Annotated in this window: 14 protein-coding genes; 6 read left to right on the forward strand and 8 right to left on the reverse strand. The window is 47.3% G+C overall.

From position 1 onward, the window contains the following. Nucleotides 1-235: 235 nt before the first annotated feature. Nucleotides 236-580 carry a Na-translocating system protein MpsC family protein gene (locus MKY44_RS26955; protein WP_017691786.1) on the reverse strand — a complete coding sequence of 115 codons (345 nt, stop codon included), beginning with the start codon at nt 578-580 and terminating at the stop codon, nt 236-238. Nucleotides 581-954: 374 nt separating this feature from the next. Here MKY44_RS26955 and MKY44_RS26960 point away from each other — a divergent pair, with 374 nt between their 5' ends. From MKY44_RS26960 to MKY44_RS26970, 3 genes are all read left to right on the forward strand, one after another. Continuing rightward, a complete protein-coding gene (locus MKY44_RS26960) occupies nt 955-1872 on the forward strand; it encodes a hypothetical protein (RefSeq protein ID WP_341009370.1) in 918 nt (305 codons plus the stop codon). A gap of 492 nt (nt 1873-2364) precedes the next feature. Beyond that, the gene (locus MKY44_RS26965; RefSeq protein WP_341009371.1) at nt 2365-3111 is read left to right on the forward strand and encodes a DUF3105 domain-containing protein; all 747 of its coding nucleotides are present in this window, start codon (nt 2365-2367) and stop codon (nt 3109-3111) included. Nucleotides 3112-3384: 273 nt separating this feature from the next. Next, nucleotides 3385-5103 (forward strand): methyl-accepting chemotaxis protein, encoded by a 1719-nt coding sequence (locus MKY44_RS26970; RefSeq protein WP_341009374.1) that lies wholly within the window; start codon nt 3385-3387, stop codon nt 5101-5103. Nucleotides 5104-5328: 225 nt separating this feature from the next. On the opposite strand, the gene MKY44_RS26975 is transcribed toward MKY44_RS26970, so the two are convergent. After that, a complete protein-coding gene (locus MKY44_RS26975; RefSeq protein ID WP_017691781.1) occupies nt 5329-6282 on the reverse strand; it encodes a nucleoside hydrolase in 954 nt (317 codons plus the stop codon). 269 nt (nt 6283-6551) lie between these two features. Continuing rightward, the gene (locus MKY44_RS26980; RefSeq protein ID WP_341009375.1) at nt 6552-8783 is read right to left on the reverse strand and encodes an MMPL family transporter; all 2232 of its coding nucleotides are present in this window, start codon (nt 8781-8783) and stop codon (nt 6552-6554) included. A 178-nt stretch (nt 8784-8961) separates the two neighbouring features. Between MKY44_RS26980 and MKY44_RS26985 the strand changes: the two genes are divergently transcribed. Then, a complete protein-coding gene (locus MKY44_RS26985; RefSeq protein WP_341009376.1) occupies nt 8962-9588 on the forward strand; it encodes a TetR/AcrR family transcriptional regulator in 627 nt (208 codons plus the stop codon). Here the strand turns inward: MKY44_RS26985 and pdxR are convergent. Then, a complete protein-coding gene (gene pdxR, locus MKY44_RS26990) occupies nt 9585-11039 on the reverse strand; it encodes a MocR-like pyridoxine biosynthesis transcription factor PdxR (RefSeq protein ID WP_341009377.1) in 1455 nt (484 codons plus the stop codon). The two genes, MKY44_RS26985 and pdxR, sit on opposite strands and share 4 nt — an antisense overlap. Nucleotides 11040-11201: 162 nt before the next feature. On the opposite strand from pdxR, the gene MKY44_RS26995 reads away from it, so the two are divergent. Continuing rightward, on the forward strand, nt 11202-11792 hold the full coding sequence (locus MKY44_RS26995; RefSeq protein ID WP_341009379.1) for a GNAT family N-acetyltransferase: 591 nt from the start codon (nt 11202-11204) through the stop codon (nt 11790-11792). Nucleotides 11793-11832: 40 nt separating this feature from the next. Here MKY44_RS26995 and MKY44_RS27000 read toward each other — a convergent pair whose 3' ends face one another. Continuing rightward, nucleotides 11833-12729 carry a diacylglycerol/lipid kinase family protein gene (locus tag MKY44_RS27000; RefSeq protein WP_341009380.1) on the reverse strand — a complete coding sequence of 299 codons (897 nt, stop codon included), beginning with the start codon at nt 12727-12729 and terminating at the stop codon, nt 11833-11835. Nucleotides 12730-13237: 508 nt separating this feature from the next. Between MKY44_RS27000 and MKY44_RS27005 the strand changes: the two genes are divergently transcribed. Continuing rightward, nucleotides 13238-13831, forward strand: a complete 594-nt coding sequence (locus MKY44_RS27005) for a hypothetical protein (RefSeq protein ID WP_341009382.1) — start codon at nt 13238-13240, stop codon at nt 13829-13831. Between the two features lie 654 nt (nt 13832-14485). Here MKY44_RS27005 and MKY44_RS27010 read toward each other — a convergent pair. Genes MKY44_RS27010 through MKY44_RS27020 form a run of 3 tightly spaced genes read right to left on the reverse strand, consistent with a single transcriptional unit; the run spans nt 14486 to nt 18626 of the window. Continuing rightward, nucleotides 14486-16363 (reverse strand): ABC transporter ATP-binding protein, encoded by a 1878-nt coding sequence (locus MKY44_RS27010; RefSeq protein ID WP_341009383.1) that lies wholly within the window; start codon nt 16361-16363, stop codon nt 14486-14488. After that, nucleotides 16360-18087, reverse strand: coding sequence for an ABC transporter ATP-binding protein (locus MKY44_RS27015; RefSeq protein WP_211085268.1), 1728 nt, complete (start codon nt 18085-18087; stop codon nt 16360-16362). Before MKY44_RS27015 ends, MKY44_RS27010 begins: the two co-directional genes overlap by 4 nt. Beyond that, a complete protein-coding gene (locus tag MKY44_RS27020; protein WP_074092645.1) occupies nt 18084-18626 on the reverse strand; it encodes a MarR family winged helix-turn-helix transcriptional regulator in 543 nt (180 codons plus the stop codon). The genes MKY44_RS27015 and MKY44_RS27020 overlap by 4 nt, the downstream gene beginning before the upstream one ends. Between the last annotated feature and the right edge of the window lie 15 nt (nt 18627-18641).

An 18641-nucleotide genomic window follows, 5' to 3' on the forward strand; every position in this document is an offset into this window, starting at 1 on the left:
CCCTGATATATGTGATATGTATGAAAAAACAAAAAGAAAAGTGCTCTTGTATAAACAAGAACACTTTTCTTCGTAAACAAAGGAAAGCGACACCCGCTGCCGGTACATCATCGGTTTCTGCTTCAGAATCAATCCGAAGACAGACGCCATCATATGAAATTGTACGGAACCTGATCATGAATCCGGGCCATAACCTCCGTATGGTTCAACAAGAATTAATCCTGCCGCTCCATCCTTAGGCCTGTTCCAGAATCACATTTGTGATTGCCCACTGAGTGGACGCATCATAATCCCGCAATATAGCTTCAATTGGCAAACCCATGTGTTGCTCGAGCTTCTCCCGGAATTTCTTCTTATATAAGACAGACATGCGGAAGTCCACTTCCAGCTTTAAGCCGGGGGCCTCCCCTTCCAGGGCGTCAGAGCGCGGTGAACGTCGGTGCTTCGCGTAGAAGGTCACAATATTCTGGTCAATGGTCACTCTCAGGAGAGTGGTGCCAAATCCGAACAGTTCCTTCGAAATTTCGTTATAATACTGGCACATCTTCTTCTTGCTCTCATTGCTGTCCAGTAGTTCCATGAACTCACCCACATCTCTTACTACCGTACATTCGACGTGTTAACACGATTGATTATACATAAATATACGATCATAGGCAACCCAAAAGATATAGTTAACATGAGAATAACACATAAAAGCGAACGATGAGACATTAACAGCTAAAAACAATTCGTCTTAAACCACAGTGAATTTACATTAATATGCCTGCATGTCATTCCTATACTATTGTTGCTTCTACACTCCGTTTTCATACACAGGATTCGAGGCTTCGTTTCAACTTTCCCTATAAGGGTATTAATTCCTGCGAAACATAGACAAACTTCGTCAACAACCGTTAAAATGAGACACAATGTTGACATGTTTTTATTTTCTAGAAATTGGAGGCTTATACCATGCAATGTCCAGTATGTAATCATGAAAATGGAGATGCCCATTTTTGCGAGAGGTGCGGAACTAATCTAACGCAAACTACCTCTTCACCCTCACTTGTAAAGAACCCGGAATCTGCTGCTGCTTCAGAACCCGAATATACTCGCTGGTCCAGTACGCAGAACACATCTTCCGAGGCACCCGTTCGACACAACACACCATCCGTATCTATTCACAAGGAACAGACAAGAGAATCAACAGGCACCAATGACCATGCTTCTGCAGGAGACAATAGCTCCAATCAGTGGAATAATATCGTGCAGAATGAGAAAGTTCAGCAAGCCAAAGAAGTAAGCAAACAGTATCTATCCTATTTCCTCAGTGTATTAGCCCGTCCTTATCAAACGATGAAAACCGTTGGTGACCAGCATTCACTAAACGGATGGCTAACGATGGCGCTAATTGCAGTTCTATCTTCTACATACTTCTTAATTACCTTTAGTCGCATAGGCATGGACGGCTTGTTCATTGGTGGATTTTTAAGACCACTGTTGTTCACCGTCATTATCCTGATTGCCTCTATTGCACTGATGTACGCTATTCTGAAGATTGAAAAAATAACCTTCCGTCCCAAAACACTGGTTGCCCAGTTTGGTACATTGCTTGTTCCTGCTGTCGTATCCCTTGTTCTGGCGAATCTGTTTATTATTATCTCGTATTCCATCGCGATTTCATTGCTTGCTGTCTCGTATATCATTATCTTTGTTGCTCTGAACTCGGTGCTGTTCCAGTATCCACTGAATCGTACCAAAGCAGCCATCGACAGCATGTACAGCGTGCTGATCGCCAATGTGGTCGTGTTCTTTATTCTGTATCGATTGTTGGGTGAGATTATCATTGGACTGATTGGCATGATGCTTTCACCGTTTGGACGTCTGTAAACTATATCAGTTGGAATAAAGCTGTTTACACTCGTTACTTCGATGACAGAACAACCTTCCGATCGCTGTTATCTCCAGATTTTTTTATTCACTTTTACAAAGGTGAAAGTCTGGAGATAAAGGCGAAGCATATGCTTCCGAAGCAGCTTTCTTGCAGAAAGCTTTTAGCTTCCGCTTCTTCAGGTTCTTTCTGTCCTCTACGTTTCGTGTAAATGGTTATTTCAATAAATATAAATCTTACTGACTCTTTGGATTTATATTAAGGCCTTCCTTGCTCATGCCGGGAAGGCCTTTTTTAGGTTTTCTATAGCAGCGTTGCGCCGAGCATGTATCATACACTATAATGTGTAGTGCAACAGGTATGTTCTTATTTACGTAACAACCACGAACCCAGCAACTCTCGTTACGTAATGAGGTTTCATCGTTGCTACCAACACTACAATGTGTAGTGTATTAATCACTCATTTTACAAAGAAAGCAGAGGAACTCTCTATGGACATGACTCATATGAATCATATGCAAATGGAGCACGAGGCAGGTACATCCTACCTGTGGCTCATCGTAGGTGTAATAGTGTTGCTGTTCTCCATCGCCGCCTATATCTGGGCATCACGCACACAGGGCAAAATTCTGGGCCACATGAAAAAGAAAGAACGGGCGGACATCCAGAAAAAAAGTCGCTCCCTTCGGCTGGCTGCACATGTAATGATGGCAGTGTCGATTATTACGTTTGGCCTGTTCTTCATACAAGGAGCAGGTAAAACATATAATGTAGCCGATCTGGAGTCCAACGCGACAATCGACGTGACTGACGATAAATATTATGGGCCTGCCCATACGGAGGACCCCATTCAGTATGAGATGACAATTCCAACATCGGGGCCGCATAATCCGCATGATATCAAGTTTGGATTTTACACCGACTTCCCGGGTTATAATTACCTGGTACACAATCTGGAGCACGGGGATATCATCATCTATTATCGTGAGAACGCAAGCGATGACTTGAAGGAACATCTGAAATACCTCGCTAAATTCCGCGAAGCCGGAGCAGGTATTCTGGCTGTACCCAACAAGGATATTCCCGAAGGCAGTGAAGTCGTGGTGACCGCATGGACCAAAACGATGAAGCTCGACCAATTCGACGATGCCAAAGTAGGTACTTTTATCAATAAATATATTAATCAGGGACCTGAAAAGATTCCTGCCTCTGTTCGCCAGGGCGGCGGAACGATGTAATGACGTAATCCCTCAGTCATGTGAAGCCCCTCTACGGAGTAACAATGAAGTATGTTCCAATGATGGGCATGGTCAATATAGGATTGAAACGAAACTAGCTCCCGGATCAAATTGACTCGGGGGCTAATTCTTTATCGACCAGATGCCGATATTTCAAGTAGAAAACTGTATATTTGATATACAATACATACGAACCATAGAAGAACGACAATCACCAAGTAAAGAGACACAGAGACGATTGATTCAACAGATCAAGGGGGAACACTTTTACCAATGAACAGTTTGTTTATGAGGATCTTTTTATTTTTTTCCTGTCTGATGCTGGCCGCGGGTGCAGTTCTTGGCATTACCATGTACCGTTCATCGGCTCAACTGGTCGAACAATCCATGGGGATGCAGGCACAGGCTGTGGCTGAACGGGCAGTAGCATTAATTGACACCTCTCTGTATGCACCACTCAGTACCGGAAAGGACGAGACAGCGTATTACGGCACATTGCGTGAGCAGCTTAGTCAACTACGTGAGGCCAATGGACTCAAGTATCTGTACACCCTTGGTACACGCGAAGAAAATGGAACAAATACATATTTCTACGTTGTGGATGGGGCTGCTGCCGATGTGGCAGAGGATGACTTCTCCCCTTACGGTTCGGCAGAAGAGACCCATTATGAAGGAATGCTGCAAGCTTTTGAACAGAATGAGCCTATTCGGGGCGAACTCACACAGGACGAATATGGCGCCACCATTACTGCGTATGTGCCGATCCATGGGGCTGACGGGAAAGTACTAGGATTGGTCGGTGCAGATCTGGACTCTACTGCAGTCTATGAACTGATGTCCCGCAACCGTATGACCATGATCTGGACAGCCTTGGCTATTGTTCTGCTGAGTGTCTTGTTGGTGTATGGATTCGCCCATTACTTGACCCGACCATTGGTGAAGTTGAAGAAGTTAATTACCCAGGTAGGAAAAGGCGACCTGACCGTCAACGTCGAACTTAGTCGTAAGGACGAGGTGGGACAGCTCGCTTCCGAGTTCAAACATCTGGTTACAGGTACTCGTGATGTCATGACGGGCATTCGTCAAAGCTCCGATTCTCTGCTACAGGCTGCAGAAGGTGTATCCAGACATTCGCAGGCAACTGCCGAAGCTAGCCAGCGTATTGCCGAACATACCAATCATACGGCCAGTGGAGCTGCCGAACAGGTGGCTCGTGCTGGCGAAGTTACAGTAGCCATGGAAGAGATTACGCGTAGCATGCAGCACATTGCGAATTCTTCTTCTATGGTCGCGGATGTCTCGCAGGAAACGACCAATAACGCGGTGCAAGGTCAAGCCAACATCAACACCGCGATGGACAGCATGGACAAAATTCATCAAGCAAATGTGCAGATGGTGGCCTCCACCTCTCAGCTGGAGCAGTACTCAGGTAAAATTGAGTCGGTAGCACATCTGATGAAAGGCATCGCTTCACAGACCAATCTGCTCGCACTTAATGCAAGTATTGAAGCGGCTCGTGCAGGAGAGTATGGCAGCGGGTTTGCGGTAGTTGCCTCCGAGGTTCGCAAGCTTGCGGGGGAATCAGAGCAATCGTCCCAGCATGTAACCGAACTGATCGCCGAGATGACACGCCAGACTGCCCTGTTGTCAGAACATATGTCTGCCAGCACATCAGCAGTCCAATCCGGTCTCGCTGTTGTTCAGGAGGCAGGCCGTTCATTCACATCCATTCATACCGGGATTGAGACGATGAATGAACGTCTGCACGAAGTATCCGCAGCATCCGAGCAGCTGTCTGCCAGTGCAGAAGAAGTGTCCGCTTCTGTGGAGGATATGGAACATATCTCACGCGAATCCTCTTCAAGTATCCAGAAGGTATCGCACGCTACCGGTAGCCAACTGCAATCCATGGATGAGATGAGTGCATCCGCCGAATCTCTGCGGGTATTGTCCAGTGAGTTAAACGGATTGATTAGTCGATTTAAAATATAGCGGGTAGCTAGATTACTATATAGTTGGACTAAAGAATATTCACACTTGCCACTTCGATGACAGAACAACCTTCCGATCGCTGTTATCAATCTATATAGATCAGCCCAAAACAAAAAGCCGCACGGCAGGGAAGGGATCATGGGGTTCAACCCCATACCCAGACCACTGCCTGCGGCTTTATTTTTGTTGTACCTTTAAGGATGGCAAGCCCTAAGGCTGCCTGAATTAGTAGCGCTGCGGAGCAGCTTTTTTACCCAAATCCGTCATGTACGTAAAGAACGCTTCCGGATCGGTATCATACACCAGTTGTACTGGACGTCCGTCTGCTTGCTCCACCGTGCGGCCCTGGCTAGGACCATCCGGGATGACAATACAGTTTACAGTTTTCTTCTTCACGATGTCCTCGCGTCCAACGGAAGCCGTTGTCAGCACATCCCACAGATAGTAAGTGGAATTCGTCTCACTGTACACCAGTGGCGGACAACCTGCGTAACAGTTACCCAAGAAATCAACGCCTTCAAAGCGACGCTCTGCTGCCCAGCGGTTACGAACGGCTGGAGTCAGAGGTACTTTGTTCGTGCTTTCCAGTGCAACCAGATCGATTTGGATACCGCTCTGCCACACACGGTAAGCGGCTTCCGGATCCCAGAATACGTTCCATTCAGCTGTGCCATCATGCTCAGGCTCTTCTACGTTACCACGCTCGAATGTACCACCCATCCATACCAGCTTGTCGATTTTCTCTTCAATGTCTGGTGCTTCGTCCAGTGCACGCGCAAGGTCCGTCAGTGGGCCTGTGAACAGAAGCAACGTTTTGCCTTCGGTATTGCGCACTTTCTCAATCAGATGCTGGTGTGCCGGAACAGCAGAAAGTGGCGCTTCCATTTTGCCGGATTCGTTCAGTACAGGAAGTGCATCTACATAGAAGGAGTGCAGTCTCCACGCCGCAGGAAATGGATTTTTCCCTCTGGAGTTGGATTTGGATACCTCTACGGAATATGTACCGAAACGATCGATAATTTTACGACTGGCATCTGTGGCTGGCTCCAGATATCCGTCTGCCGGAATAACCGATACGCCGGTTACATGTACATTGTCCATTTGCAAAAGCATGAACAGCGATACGAGGTCATCTACGCCGCCGTCATGGTTGAAATACACATTAAGTTGGTTCGTCATGCTTGCTTTCATCCTTCCCCTGGTTGTCCCATTGTTGTTAATTCTTCCGTCTGCCCTAAGCCGACGCTTCCTCTATTATGTCCCAAAACACTTGGCTACGTAAACCTTCCCCATGCAAAGAAAACAAGGATAGCGCCTCATCCTGCGGATATTTTACAGTTCCACCATTCCATCTCAGGAGGAGAACTGGTAGAGGTCAACATCGTTCGGAAAATAAAGAAATGGACAGCAGGCTTGAAGCCCCGCCGTCCATCCCCCCAATCCATGCATTACATGGACTGGTTCTGTTTCTCCTCATTCTTCTCTGCAATCGACACATACTTACCTGGCCAGAAGGCCCATTTACCCAGCAATGCAGTGATAGCTGGTACCATGAACGGACGAACCAGGAAGGTATCCAACATCACACCAACGGCTGTGATAATACCAAACTGCACCAACACCTGAATTGGCAATGTAGCAAGTACCGCAAACGTTCCTGCCAAGATCAGACCTGCAGATGTAATAACAGAGCTTGTCTCGCCAACACCTTCTCTAATCGCTTGACGAAGCGGCATCGTTTTACGTTTCTGCCAGATGCTAGAGATCATGAAGATGTTGTAGTCTTCACCCAGTGCCACGAGGAATACGAAGGAATACAATGGAATCGCTCCCTGGATGGCATCTGCGCCAAGGCCATAGTGAATGATGATCCAACCCAGACCCAGTGCAGAGAAATACGACAGAACGACCGTTGCAATCAGATACGCCGTGGCCACAACGGAACGCAAGTATAATAGTAACAACAAAGTAATCATGCCGATGACTACCGGAATAATGATCTTGGCATCCCGTTCTCCAGCCACTTCAATGTCATACTGTTCAGCCGTCTGACCATCGAGCCAGACATTACTGTCCGCATTGGTTACTCCGGCATCTTGAAGCGCCTGTTCCGCAGTAGCTCGCAGATCCGGGATATGCTGCATTGCCTCCATGGAATATGGATTCAGATTGAACTCCACATCAAAGGCGGTAATGTTGGCATTCTCGGCACCCTGTTGAGCATCGCCTACTTTGCTAATGTAATCCAGCGATTCGAGACGTTGCTTCAGATCAGTTTCTTTGCCTTCGGCATCAACAATCACTTTGACTGGAGCCAGCTCACCTTGGGAGAATTGTTCGCCGATGACGGTGAAACCTTCGCGGGAAGGCACATCCTCCGGGAATGAAGACAACAGATCATACGTGAATTTAACCTGAGTAGAAAATGCCGCCAGTCCTCCCAGCAATACCAACGTAATTGCAAGAACGGTCCATGGCTTCGTTACTACAACACGGCCAATCCAGCTTTCCTTCACTTTGCGTGGAGCCGGGACCGGTTTGCCTTTTTTCTTCGCACGTTCCACTTCCATCTCATGTGTACGCGGTACGAACGGGTAGAATGAACCCCGGCCGAAGATTGCGAGAAGTGCCGGAACCAGCGTCAGACTTGCAATAAACATAATAAAGATGGACAAACTGAATGGTACGGCAAAGCGATGATATGCACCGTATTCAGCCAGCAACAGCACCAGTAGTGCTGCAACAACCGTGAATCCACTCATGGCAATGGCGCCAGAAGATCCGGTAATTGCCTGGAAAATGGCTTTCTTTCTGTCCGGCTCATGATAGAGAATTTGGCGGTATCTGGAGATCATAAACAGGCAGTAATCCGTTCCTGCTCCAAATAACAATACGGTCATGATCGAGATCGACTGTGCGTCCACCGTGATCCAGCCCTGATCTGCCATGAATCCCAGAATGGGGCTGGTCACCATATACGCGAAACCAACGGCAATGATCGGAATAATTGCCAGTACAGGCGAACGATAGATCAACAACAGCAGTACTAATACCAGTACAACCGTAGCAATCAGCAAGGATACATCGGCGGAGGAGAATAGCCCGCTCGCATCAATGGATATCCCTACTGGTCCTGTCACACGGGCAATCAGTGTATTGGTATCATCTATAGCTACATCGAACGGGGTTGCCCCGAAGATGTCTTGTGTTTTTTGCTCAAGTGCTTCAATACCTTCCTTCAATTGTTCCGAATCGGCACCTTCATTGAAGAAAAGTGGCATAACCAAGGTACTTCCATCTTCCGAAAGCTGGCCTTTCAATGCCTGTGGTGGTAATTGATAGAGTGGCACAACGGACTGTTGTTGTTCTACCGGATCTTGATCCAGTCGCTCCGTTAATGCCTGAATGTTCTCAATCTGCTCATCCGTCAGACCGCCGGCTTGACGCCATACGATCAGCGCGGGCAATCCTTCACCGCCAGGGAATTCCTTCTCGGCAAGTGCAGCTGCCTGAACCGATGGTTTGGACTCACTTAGATCCTGCGCGTTATTAGTTTCACGATCACCTACAGCAGGCCATACCATGCCAAGCACAACGGCGATAATGATCCAAACCAACAGTGTAATCCATTTGCTTCGTTTGCCAGCAACCCAGCGGCCGTAACCCGAACCTTCCTGCATTGTCTCTTCATCTCCCTATTCTGTTTCTATGAAGCCCTAATATATATGATGGTGTAGTAATGAACCACGGGTCATAGTATAATCGAGTTAATTATATATACCGGAAGGTTAATTTTGCAATGCCTAATTTTGTGAACACTTCTAACAAGCAATTAAATACGTAAAGAGGTATGTACTTATGAGCAAAAAAACAAACATTCCCCGGTCACCGGGCAGACCCAAAACGGGTGTGGATCAAGCATCTGTGCAATCCAACATATTGATGACAGCGTCACGTCTATTTATGGAATACGGGTATGAACCCGTCTCTCTCCAGCAGATCGCTTCGTTATGTAATGTGACCAAAGCATCAATCTATTATCACTTCTCCAGCAAAGCCGATCTGTTCACCGTTGCCATAACCCGCATGATGGCGATGGGCATGCAGCAGACTTCGCTACGCCTGGATGAACCTGGTACGTTGCAAGAGCGGCTGATCAAGGTTGCGGAAGCGAAGATGCAGCACTCCCATATTGAAACGGAGACCATGATGCGAGAAGCGGAGAAACATCTGGATACAGAGCAACTCGCCCAGATTCGGGAAGCCGAGGTGCGCATTTTCGAAGTGCTTGCAACCCAATTCCAGCAGGAGATGGACAATGGTTATTTGCGTGTCGGGAACCCCATGCTGCTTGCCCATGCTTTTACGTCACTGCTCATGCTCGCGAACCGCGAAGATGTGCGTAACATGAATGGCGGCAGCATTGAGGAACTTGCGCAGGAACTGGTAGCCCTGTTTCTGGATGGAGCGGTTAAGCGTAACTAATAATCGCCCCAGACTCTAGCCAATGCGGCAATACCCGGGTCAATGCGTTCCGGTTCTATTCCGGCAAAACCGATAATGAACTCTCTTTTGCTGTCTGCCGGTTCGCTCCCGTTCGCCCACAAATATTCCGTTGAACTGATCTGTATCCCTGCCTCTATCGCTATGGTTACCAATCCTTTGGCTGACTGTTTGGTCGCCATTCGCAATACCAGATGGAATCCAGAATGTTGGCCCCTTATTTCAACCCGATCTCCAAAATGCATCTGAATGGCCTGAACGATCAGGTCATGCTTTCGTTTGTAGACATTACGCATTTTACGAATATGCTTGCCCAGTTCACCTTCACGCATGAACATCTCCAATGTCCGTTGATGGAGCCGGGGAGCTGATTGCTCGAATAGAATAGTCTTATACATTTCGCGAAAATCATCCATTAATTCTCTCGGAAGTACCATGTAATGGATACAAAGAGCAGGTGCGAGCACCTGCGAGAAACCACCCATATAGATCACGCGACTTCCCTCACGTAGACCTTGCATGGAAGGGATTGGCCGTCCATAATACCGGAACTCCCCATCGTAATCATCCTCGATAACGTATGCCTCTGTTCGTTCCGCCCAATCCAGCAATGCCAATCTGCGGGTAATCGGCATGGTCATACCTAAAGGAAATTGGTGAGAGGGTGACACACCTGCCAATTTTACTCCGGCCTGTTCCAGCTCCGTCAAGTTTATGCCATCAGAATCCAGAGAGATTGGGACAACCTGATAACCATAATTTCGGAATGTGCCGGGTAGTAGTCGGTATCCAGGATTCTCTACACCAATGGATTGCTGCGATCCTCCCTTTTGAAGCAGGGTCTGTGCTAAAAGGGACATCAGCAGATGCTGTTCAGCGCCCACAACAACCTGCTCGGGAGAACAGCTGACTCCCCTGAACTGCGCAAGATAGACAGCAATCTCACATCGTAGCCCCCATTCTCCCTGAGGGTCTCCATAGAACAATAGCTCCTTCGCTTCTTCCCGCCAGATTCGATTAACATATTGGTGCCACTTGGCAATTGGAAACAGGCTGAAATCATTGCGTGACATATGAAAATCATATTGGCGTATGGTCTGATGATCTGACCCAGTCGTCCAATTCTTGGGGGGCTGCTCGACTGTCTGTGTATCTATTTTCTCGATTTGCATGCCATGATAGCTGTCTACCATGGCACGAACACGATAGCCACGACGTGGCTGGCTGTATATGTATCCTTCAGCAATCAATTGTTGATAGGCCCATTCCACCGGAGTGGTGCTTATCCCAAGCATCTCGGCAAGCTTTCGCACCGAAGGCAATCGGCTATGCTCAGCCCATTCCCCGTGAATGATCTCCCTTTTGATATGATCCGAGAGCTGTACATATATTGGCGCACTATCGTTCTCATCCAGCTTCGGCAATTGAATCATGCTACTGCACCTCATCTGTCCTGTGAAATTTATTTAAACTGTATATTTGGAAGTATACAGTATTGGGATATACTCGTGTCATCATCAATATGTAACGCCAACTTTAAGAGGCAGGACACTCTCAGTCTGTCACACGCTTGAACCCATAGGAGGAAACAACTTATGTCACATTCAAAACCATCCCCACGTATCCCCCGTCTACTGGAAACAAAGCGCATATATCTGCGTCCTTTCGAGATTACAGATGTGGATGCTTATTTCCCTGGCCTGTTTGATGCCGAGATGCGCAGGATGACGGGTACACAGAACAGTTTTACACGAACTCAGGTTGAACGTTACGTTGAGAATGCAGCACAGGATGACTCCAGACTGATGCTACTGATTGCTTTGCAGGAAAATGACCAGATCATCGGAGATGTCGTCCTGATGGACATGCATGCCAAAAATCGCAGTGCACACATCCGGGTTGCCATCGATCAGGCGGAGCAGCAAGGAAAAGGCTATGGTAGCGAGGCATTACTGCTTATGCTGGACTACGGCTTCGGCATCTGTAACTTGCATCGAATCGAGCTTGAGGTGTACGCCTTCAACGAGCGAGCCATTCGCACGTATGAAAAACTCGGATTCCAGCGCGAGGGTGTGAAGCGGGATGTCTTGTTCTACAATCATCAATACCATGATGCCATTCAGATGAGCATGCTGGAGGATGAGTTCAGGCAACGTCATATGAGAGATCAGCCAGAGAATGTTTAAGTTTTCGATCAGCTAAAATCAAACTAAAAAACCGGGGGATTTAATAACCCTCCCCGGTTAGAAACTTCAGATGACCCGTCAGCACCGAAAGCTCGGCGGGTGTCTTCATATACAATTCGCCGTCCGTGTCAGCTGGCATCGGCGCATCAGTCTTCACTTTTAACGTAGATGCCTTAAAGTATGAAATGCTCTCACTCTGAGGTTGCCATTCTTCCTCTGGCTTGTGCGACAGAATCTCTCGCAGCAGCGGTATGCCTGTCTCATGAATAATGAGCACGTCCAGTTCGCCATCCTGCAACGCATCCGGTGCAAAGGGCAGGGCATTTGTTCCCAGAAAACGGCCATTGGCTGCATAGATCATCACCGCTTCGCCTTCCATCTCTTTCCCATCCGCCTCCAGTTGGTAACGAAACGGCTCTGTATGACTAATTGTCTGTAAGGTGCTGATAAAATAACTGAGCTTACCCAGCGCGCCTTTCAGATTCTCGTTAATATTCTGCGATGCATCACTGATTAAGCCAATACCGAAAAAGTTCGTGAACACCCGATCATTGGCTCGTCCAACATCAATGGATACCACCCGACCTGCAAGCATTTCTTGTGCGGCAGTCTCTGCATCCGGTGAAATGCCGAGCGAACGTGCAAAATCATTACAGGTACCTCCAGGCAATACACCAATCAACGGAGGATGTTGCAGATCAGCCAGTCCATTCACGCATTCATGTACCGTGCCATCCCCACCCAGGATAAACACCACATCGAATTTTTCCCCGCGCTCACGACACAGCTTCTCTCCTTCACCCGGTTCATCCGTACGCACAATGACGAGTTCATGGACAGCGGGAGCCAGCACACCAGCCACAAATCCCACTGTATTCTCACGATTGGCCTTGCCCGAATGATGATGATGAATTAACAACGCTTTGTTAAACTCCATCCCTCTTCCTCCATTCCAATGCTTGTTACCCTTTACCCACAAAGGTCGAAGCTGTAAACAAGCCCTTCGCTAAGTACTCATCATGATTCCGAATAGGTTTCCCAATCAGGTATGCATCCTAATCCTCATTCATTCGTAATAGCTATATAAGTTCAACATAAGAATATTCACACTTGCCACTCCGATGCCAGAATAACCTTCCGATCGCTGTTATCCCCAGATTTTTCTGAATTACTTTTACAAAGGTGAAAATCTGGTGATAAAGGCGAACGCTTCGCTTCTTCAGGTTATTTCTGTCCTCTACGTTCTCGTGTAAATGTATAGTTAAACTTAAATAGATAACCCTTTTATCTAACTAGCCAATTCCTTGTTTAACCAGATGTATGCATGGAAAAAAGGGTTTCTCCGCACCTTAATGTCATAAGGCTGCAAATTTTGCTGGTGAGAACCCATTCAAATCGAGTCAAAACGGTTATATCTATACCATATACGAATGGAGGGATTCCCTATGATTCCAGCAACGTTGGAACAATTGGAGCAAGTTCGCAAGGAATGCCGTACTATGGTTCGTAAAAGAGCTACCGCATCTGCCGGTACAACACTCGTTCCGCTGCCCGGTACAGACATACTGGCTGATGTGGGGATGCTGATGCAGCTGTTGCCTGCCATTAACAATAAATTCGGATTATCACAAAAACAGCTGGACGGTATGGACCCCGAGACCAAATCCATGATCTATGGATTCGTGATGTCCATCGGAAGCAAAGTCATTGGTCGTATGATCACCAAGGAATTGGTGGTACAGGTTCTGAAAAGAGTCGGAGTACGCGTAGCTACCAAATCGGTCGCCAAATTTGTCCCATTTGCAGGACAGGGATTGGCTGCCGCACTCAGCTTCACAGCCATGCGCTATGTGGGTAACAAACATGTGGATGACTGTTATGAGGTTGTGAAACGTATGATTGAGCAGCGCGAATTAATCCCGGGTGAACCCGCTCCGTTTGCACTGGAGGAAGCTAACAGCGACGACGTGAAGGAAGAAGTAAAGTCGGTCTCTAGCAATGACACTGATGAACCTGCGAACGATTCTAAGGATAAATAAAATGCGGGTCATGCCCTGTTCGAACAGAGGCTTACAAAGTATCTCATGACCAATCTGGATGTCCCAATCAGCGAGCTTATGCCCGTGTGGTTGTATCTAGATTGGTGTACGATGAATTCAAAATATAAACAAACGGGACAAAGCAGTGTAGTTACACCGCTTCGTCCCGTTTTTATTTTTGCAGCATGGCATATGTAAGACAATTATGACTAAGGTTTACTAGAATGTTTTAACGAACTCAGCACACTCTAATAGGCACAATTCCACAATACCGGCGTCCTAACGAATCATAGACACTTTATTTCCTCATTCTGCAGTTTATTTTACCGCTTTGTGCTGCTTATCCGAGAAATAACATGTCTCAAGTTCGTTATTAGTTGGGAGTGCTTGATAAACCTCCATATAAGGTGTCTACGATTCGTTAGTATGGACGAAGGATGAAGACTCCCCTGTCTGCACCTCACGCAAACAACTGAAAGGCTGACGAGAACCTCAACCCAGTTACTATGCAACGTTCCTTCACATCTTATAGATCCATCGTATCCAAACGAATCCAATCAGCTCCACATTAGAATCCACTCTTCTGGATACACAACAAATAGCCGGGAGCATCTCTAAGAGTGCTCCCGGCTATTCTAGTTAGTTACAGTGTAATCAGATCGCCTGCGGTTGTTGCTCCGCAAACTGACTATTGTACAGATCTGCGTAGAAGCCCTGACTGGCCATCAATTCCTCATGATTGCCCTGTTCAATCACGTTACCGTGATCCATAACCAGGATCAGATCGGCGCCGCGAATGGTGGACAAACGGTGTGCAATGACAAAGCTTGTGCGATCCTTCATCAGATCATTCATTGCTTTCTGGATAAATACTTCGGTCCGTGTATCCACGCTACTCGTCGCTTCATCCAGAATGAGGATGGCGGGGTTCGCCAGAATCGCTCTTGCAATCGTCAGCAACTGTTTCTGCCCTTGAGAGATGTTCGACGCCTCTTCATTCAGTACCGTATCATAACCATCAGGCAGTGTACGGATAAAGTGATCCGCATGTGCCGCAACGGCTGCCTTGATTACATCCTCTTCCGTAGAACCTTCTCGACCATAAGCGATGTTGTCCCGAATCGTTCCGTTGAACAACCAGGTATCCTGAAGCACCATGCCGAACAGACTGCGCAGCTTGCCACGCTCCATGTCCTTAATGTCGACACCGTCAATCGTAATCCGACCATCCTGAATTTCGTAGAAACGCATTAACAGGTTGATCAGAGTTGTTTTACCGGCTCCCGTTGGTCCAACAATGGCTACCGTCTGTCCCGGTTTTACATCAATATTCATGTTATGAATGAGCAGTTCATTTTCTTTATATCCAAAATTAACACCTTGGAATGCAACCGCACCTTTAGGCTGCTGTAATTGCACGGGTTGTTTGGACTCCGGAACTTCTTCCTCTTCATCCAGCAACTCGAATACCCGTTCTGCCGAAGCAATCGTTGATTGAATGATATTGGAGATATTTGCAATCTGGTTAATCGGTTGAGTGAATTGACGGGAGTACTGTGTGAAGGCCAGAATATCCCCAATAGAGATAGATCCGCGTGTAACGAAAATCCCACCAACCACACAGATCAGCACATAACCCAGGTTACCAACAAAACTCATGAGCGGCATAATAATACCGGAGATAAACTGGGCTTTCCAGCCAGATTCATACAGCTCTTCATTGACCTTCTCAAATTGCTGTACGGATTGTTCTTCACGTCCAAATGCTTTGACGACCTTGTGTCCCGTGTACATCTCTTCGACATGACCATTCAGTTCCCCAAGGGATTTCTGTTGACCCGCAAAGTGTTTTTGCGAACGGGATGCGACCAGCATGACAACAACTACACTGAGTGGCAGCGTCAAAATCGTGATCAAGGTCATCCATGGACTAATCGTCAGCATCATGATAATTACGCCGACAATCGTGACGATAGACGTAATGAACTGTGCCAAACTTTGCTGAAGTGTATTACTGATATTGTCCACGTCATTCGTGGCACGGCTAAGTGTCTCCCCAGTTGTGCGGGAGTCAAAATATTTCAAAGGAAGACGTCCAACCTTCGCACTGATCTGCTCACGCATGTCATACACAACACGTTGGGCCACACCGGCCATCAGGTATTGCTGAACATACATAAATGCAGCACTGAACAGATAGAGTCCGCCAAGCAGGTATAATACTTTCATCAATGCAGGAAAATCAATCCCGGCTCCCTGTACACCCTGAAGGATGGCAATGGCGCCTTTACTGAGAATATCCGTTCCTTCGGCCATAACTTTTGGACTGATGATGCTGAATACGGTACTCAAAATGGCTGCAACCAGCACACCTAACAGACGAGAACTATGGGGCTGAAGATAACGAATCAAGCGCCGCAGTGTGCCTTTAAAATCTTTTGCTTTCTCAGCGGGAGGTCGCATGCCCATTCCGGGACCTGGACCAGGCCCACCAGGGGGACGATGCGACTTGCGTTCTGTACGTTCACTCATGCGATCTCCTCCTCTGTCAGCTGGGAGGATACAATCTCGCGATACACTTCATTGTGCTCCAGCAGCTCTTTATGTGTTCCTGAACCGACAATTCGGCCCTCATCCATAACCAGAATGCGATCGGCATCCATTACTGTACTTACGCGTTGCGCAACAATCAGCACAGCCGCTTCTGTCGTTTCCGACTTCAGTGCAGCACGAAGTTTAGCATCTGTTTTGAAATCGAGAGCAGAGAAACTGTCATCAAAGATATAAACTTCCGGACGACGAACAAGTGCGCGAGCGATGGACAGACGTTGCTTTTGTCCACCAGATACGTTGTTACCACCTTGTGCGATAAGGCTGTCATATCCCTCTTTCATCTCGGTAATGAAGTTCTCCGCCTGAGCTGTACGGGCCGCATGAACAACTTCATCCATTGTGGCATCGTCTTTCCCGTGACGGATATTCTCCGTAATCGTACCCGTAAAGAGGACTGCCTTTTGTGGTACAAAGCCAATTTTGGCACGCAGATCTTCCTGCCGAATTTCACGCACATCCGTACCATTGACCCGAACACTGCCTTCGGTCACATCATAAAATCGTGGAATAAGGCTGAGCAATGTCGATTTCCCAGAACCCGTACCACCGATAATGGCTGTTGTCTCACCTGAGCGAGCTGTGAAGGAGATATTGGACAAAGCTGGATTCTCTGCACCCGGATAACGGAAAGTTACATTGTCAAACTCAATCATACCCTGCATGGATTTCATACCACGAGGCTGCTCGGGATTGCTAAGATCCGGCTGCATATCAAGCACTTCGTTGATCCGTTCTGCCGATGCTGAAGCTCTTGGAATCATGACAAAGATCATGGAAACCATAATCAGTGAGAACATGATTTGCATTGCATACTGGATGAAGGCAATCAATGCACCGATGTTCATATTGCCGCTGTCGATCCGCATTCCACCAAAATAAAGGATGGCAATCATCGAAAAGTTCATAACCAGCATCATCACAGGCATGATGGTCGCCATGAGCACATTAACTTTGATCGATGAATCTCTCAGTTCTGTATTGGCACCGTTAAAGCGCACTTTCTCATGCTCCCCACGGTTAAAGGAACGAACAACCCGAATCCCTGTTAACTGCTCACGCAGCACCAGGTTGAGTCGGTCCAGCTTTTTCTGAATGGTTTTGAACAAAGGTAAACCCTTGGCACCAATTAGCGCAATGGCTCCGCCCAGTACCGGAAGCACGACCAGGAAAATCGTAGATAATTTGGCGTCCTGAGATACCGCCATGAAGATACCCCCGATACACATGAGCGGAGCCATAATCATCATGCGCAGCATCATCGTGAGTACATTCTGTACCTGCGTGATGTCATTGGTCGTACGCGTAATCAGTGAAGCAGTCCCCATCTTATCAAACTCCTGAAGCGAGAAATTCTCCACATGGCGGAAAACTCTGCTACGCAGTTGTTTGGCAAATCCACCCGCTGTTCGAGATGAGAGGTAACTCGCGATCACCGAACACGCTGTTCCGCCAATCGCGATGACCAACATCCATCCACCAATCTGCCAGATATACGGGATATCCCCTTTAATGATGCCGTCATTCACAATATCTGCCATTAACGTAGGCAAGTACAATTCAGCAAGCGACTGAAACAGTACCAAAACCAGAATGAAAATAATCGGAATTTGGTATGGCTTCAGCATGCGAAACAGTTTCATCATGGCGTATCATCTCCTCTTGTCGAATCATCCTTTTGCAAGGAAGTTAATGTATCAAAAAAGGTGTATACCTTTGTCAACAACTCAGCCAGCTGAGTACTGTCTTGCTCACCCAAATGCTCAACTAACTTATTGAATATTTCCATGCGCTCTTGGTGAGCAGCCCGAATAATTTCACGACCTGCTTCAGTAATCGTGATGCGGACCGCACGGCGATCCTCCGGGTCCATCGTCCGTTTGACCAGCCCCTCATCTTCAAGGCCACGAATAACAGGTGTAATGGTAGGTGACTTCACTCGTAGCAATGCGCTGATTTCCGAGACTTTCATCCCGGGATGATTGGATTCGATCGTGTCATTGAAATCAGGCGGATTGTCCTGCCAGTTCAATTGTTCTCCCGGATGCATCCCGTGGAGCAAACAACCCAGCACCATAATTTCATTGTGATTGCGCCCATGAGGTTTATGTTGCCTCCATTTGCCTTTATTAAACTGCATAATGGAGTACAAAAGCTTCTGAGCGACCGGATCTATACCAGTCATAATGGGTCCCTCCTT

The sequence above is a fragment of the Paenibacillus sp. FSL R7-0026 genome, assembly GCF_038004485.1.
Lineage (GTDB): Bacteria > Bacillota > Bacilli > Paenibacillales > Paenibacillaceae > Paenibacillus > Paenibacillus xylanexedens_A.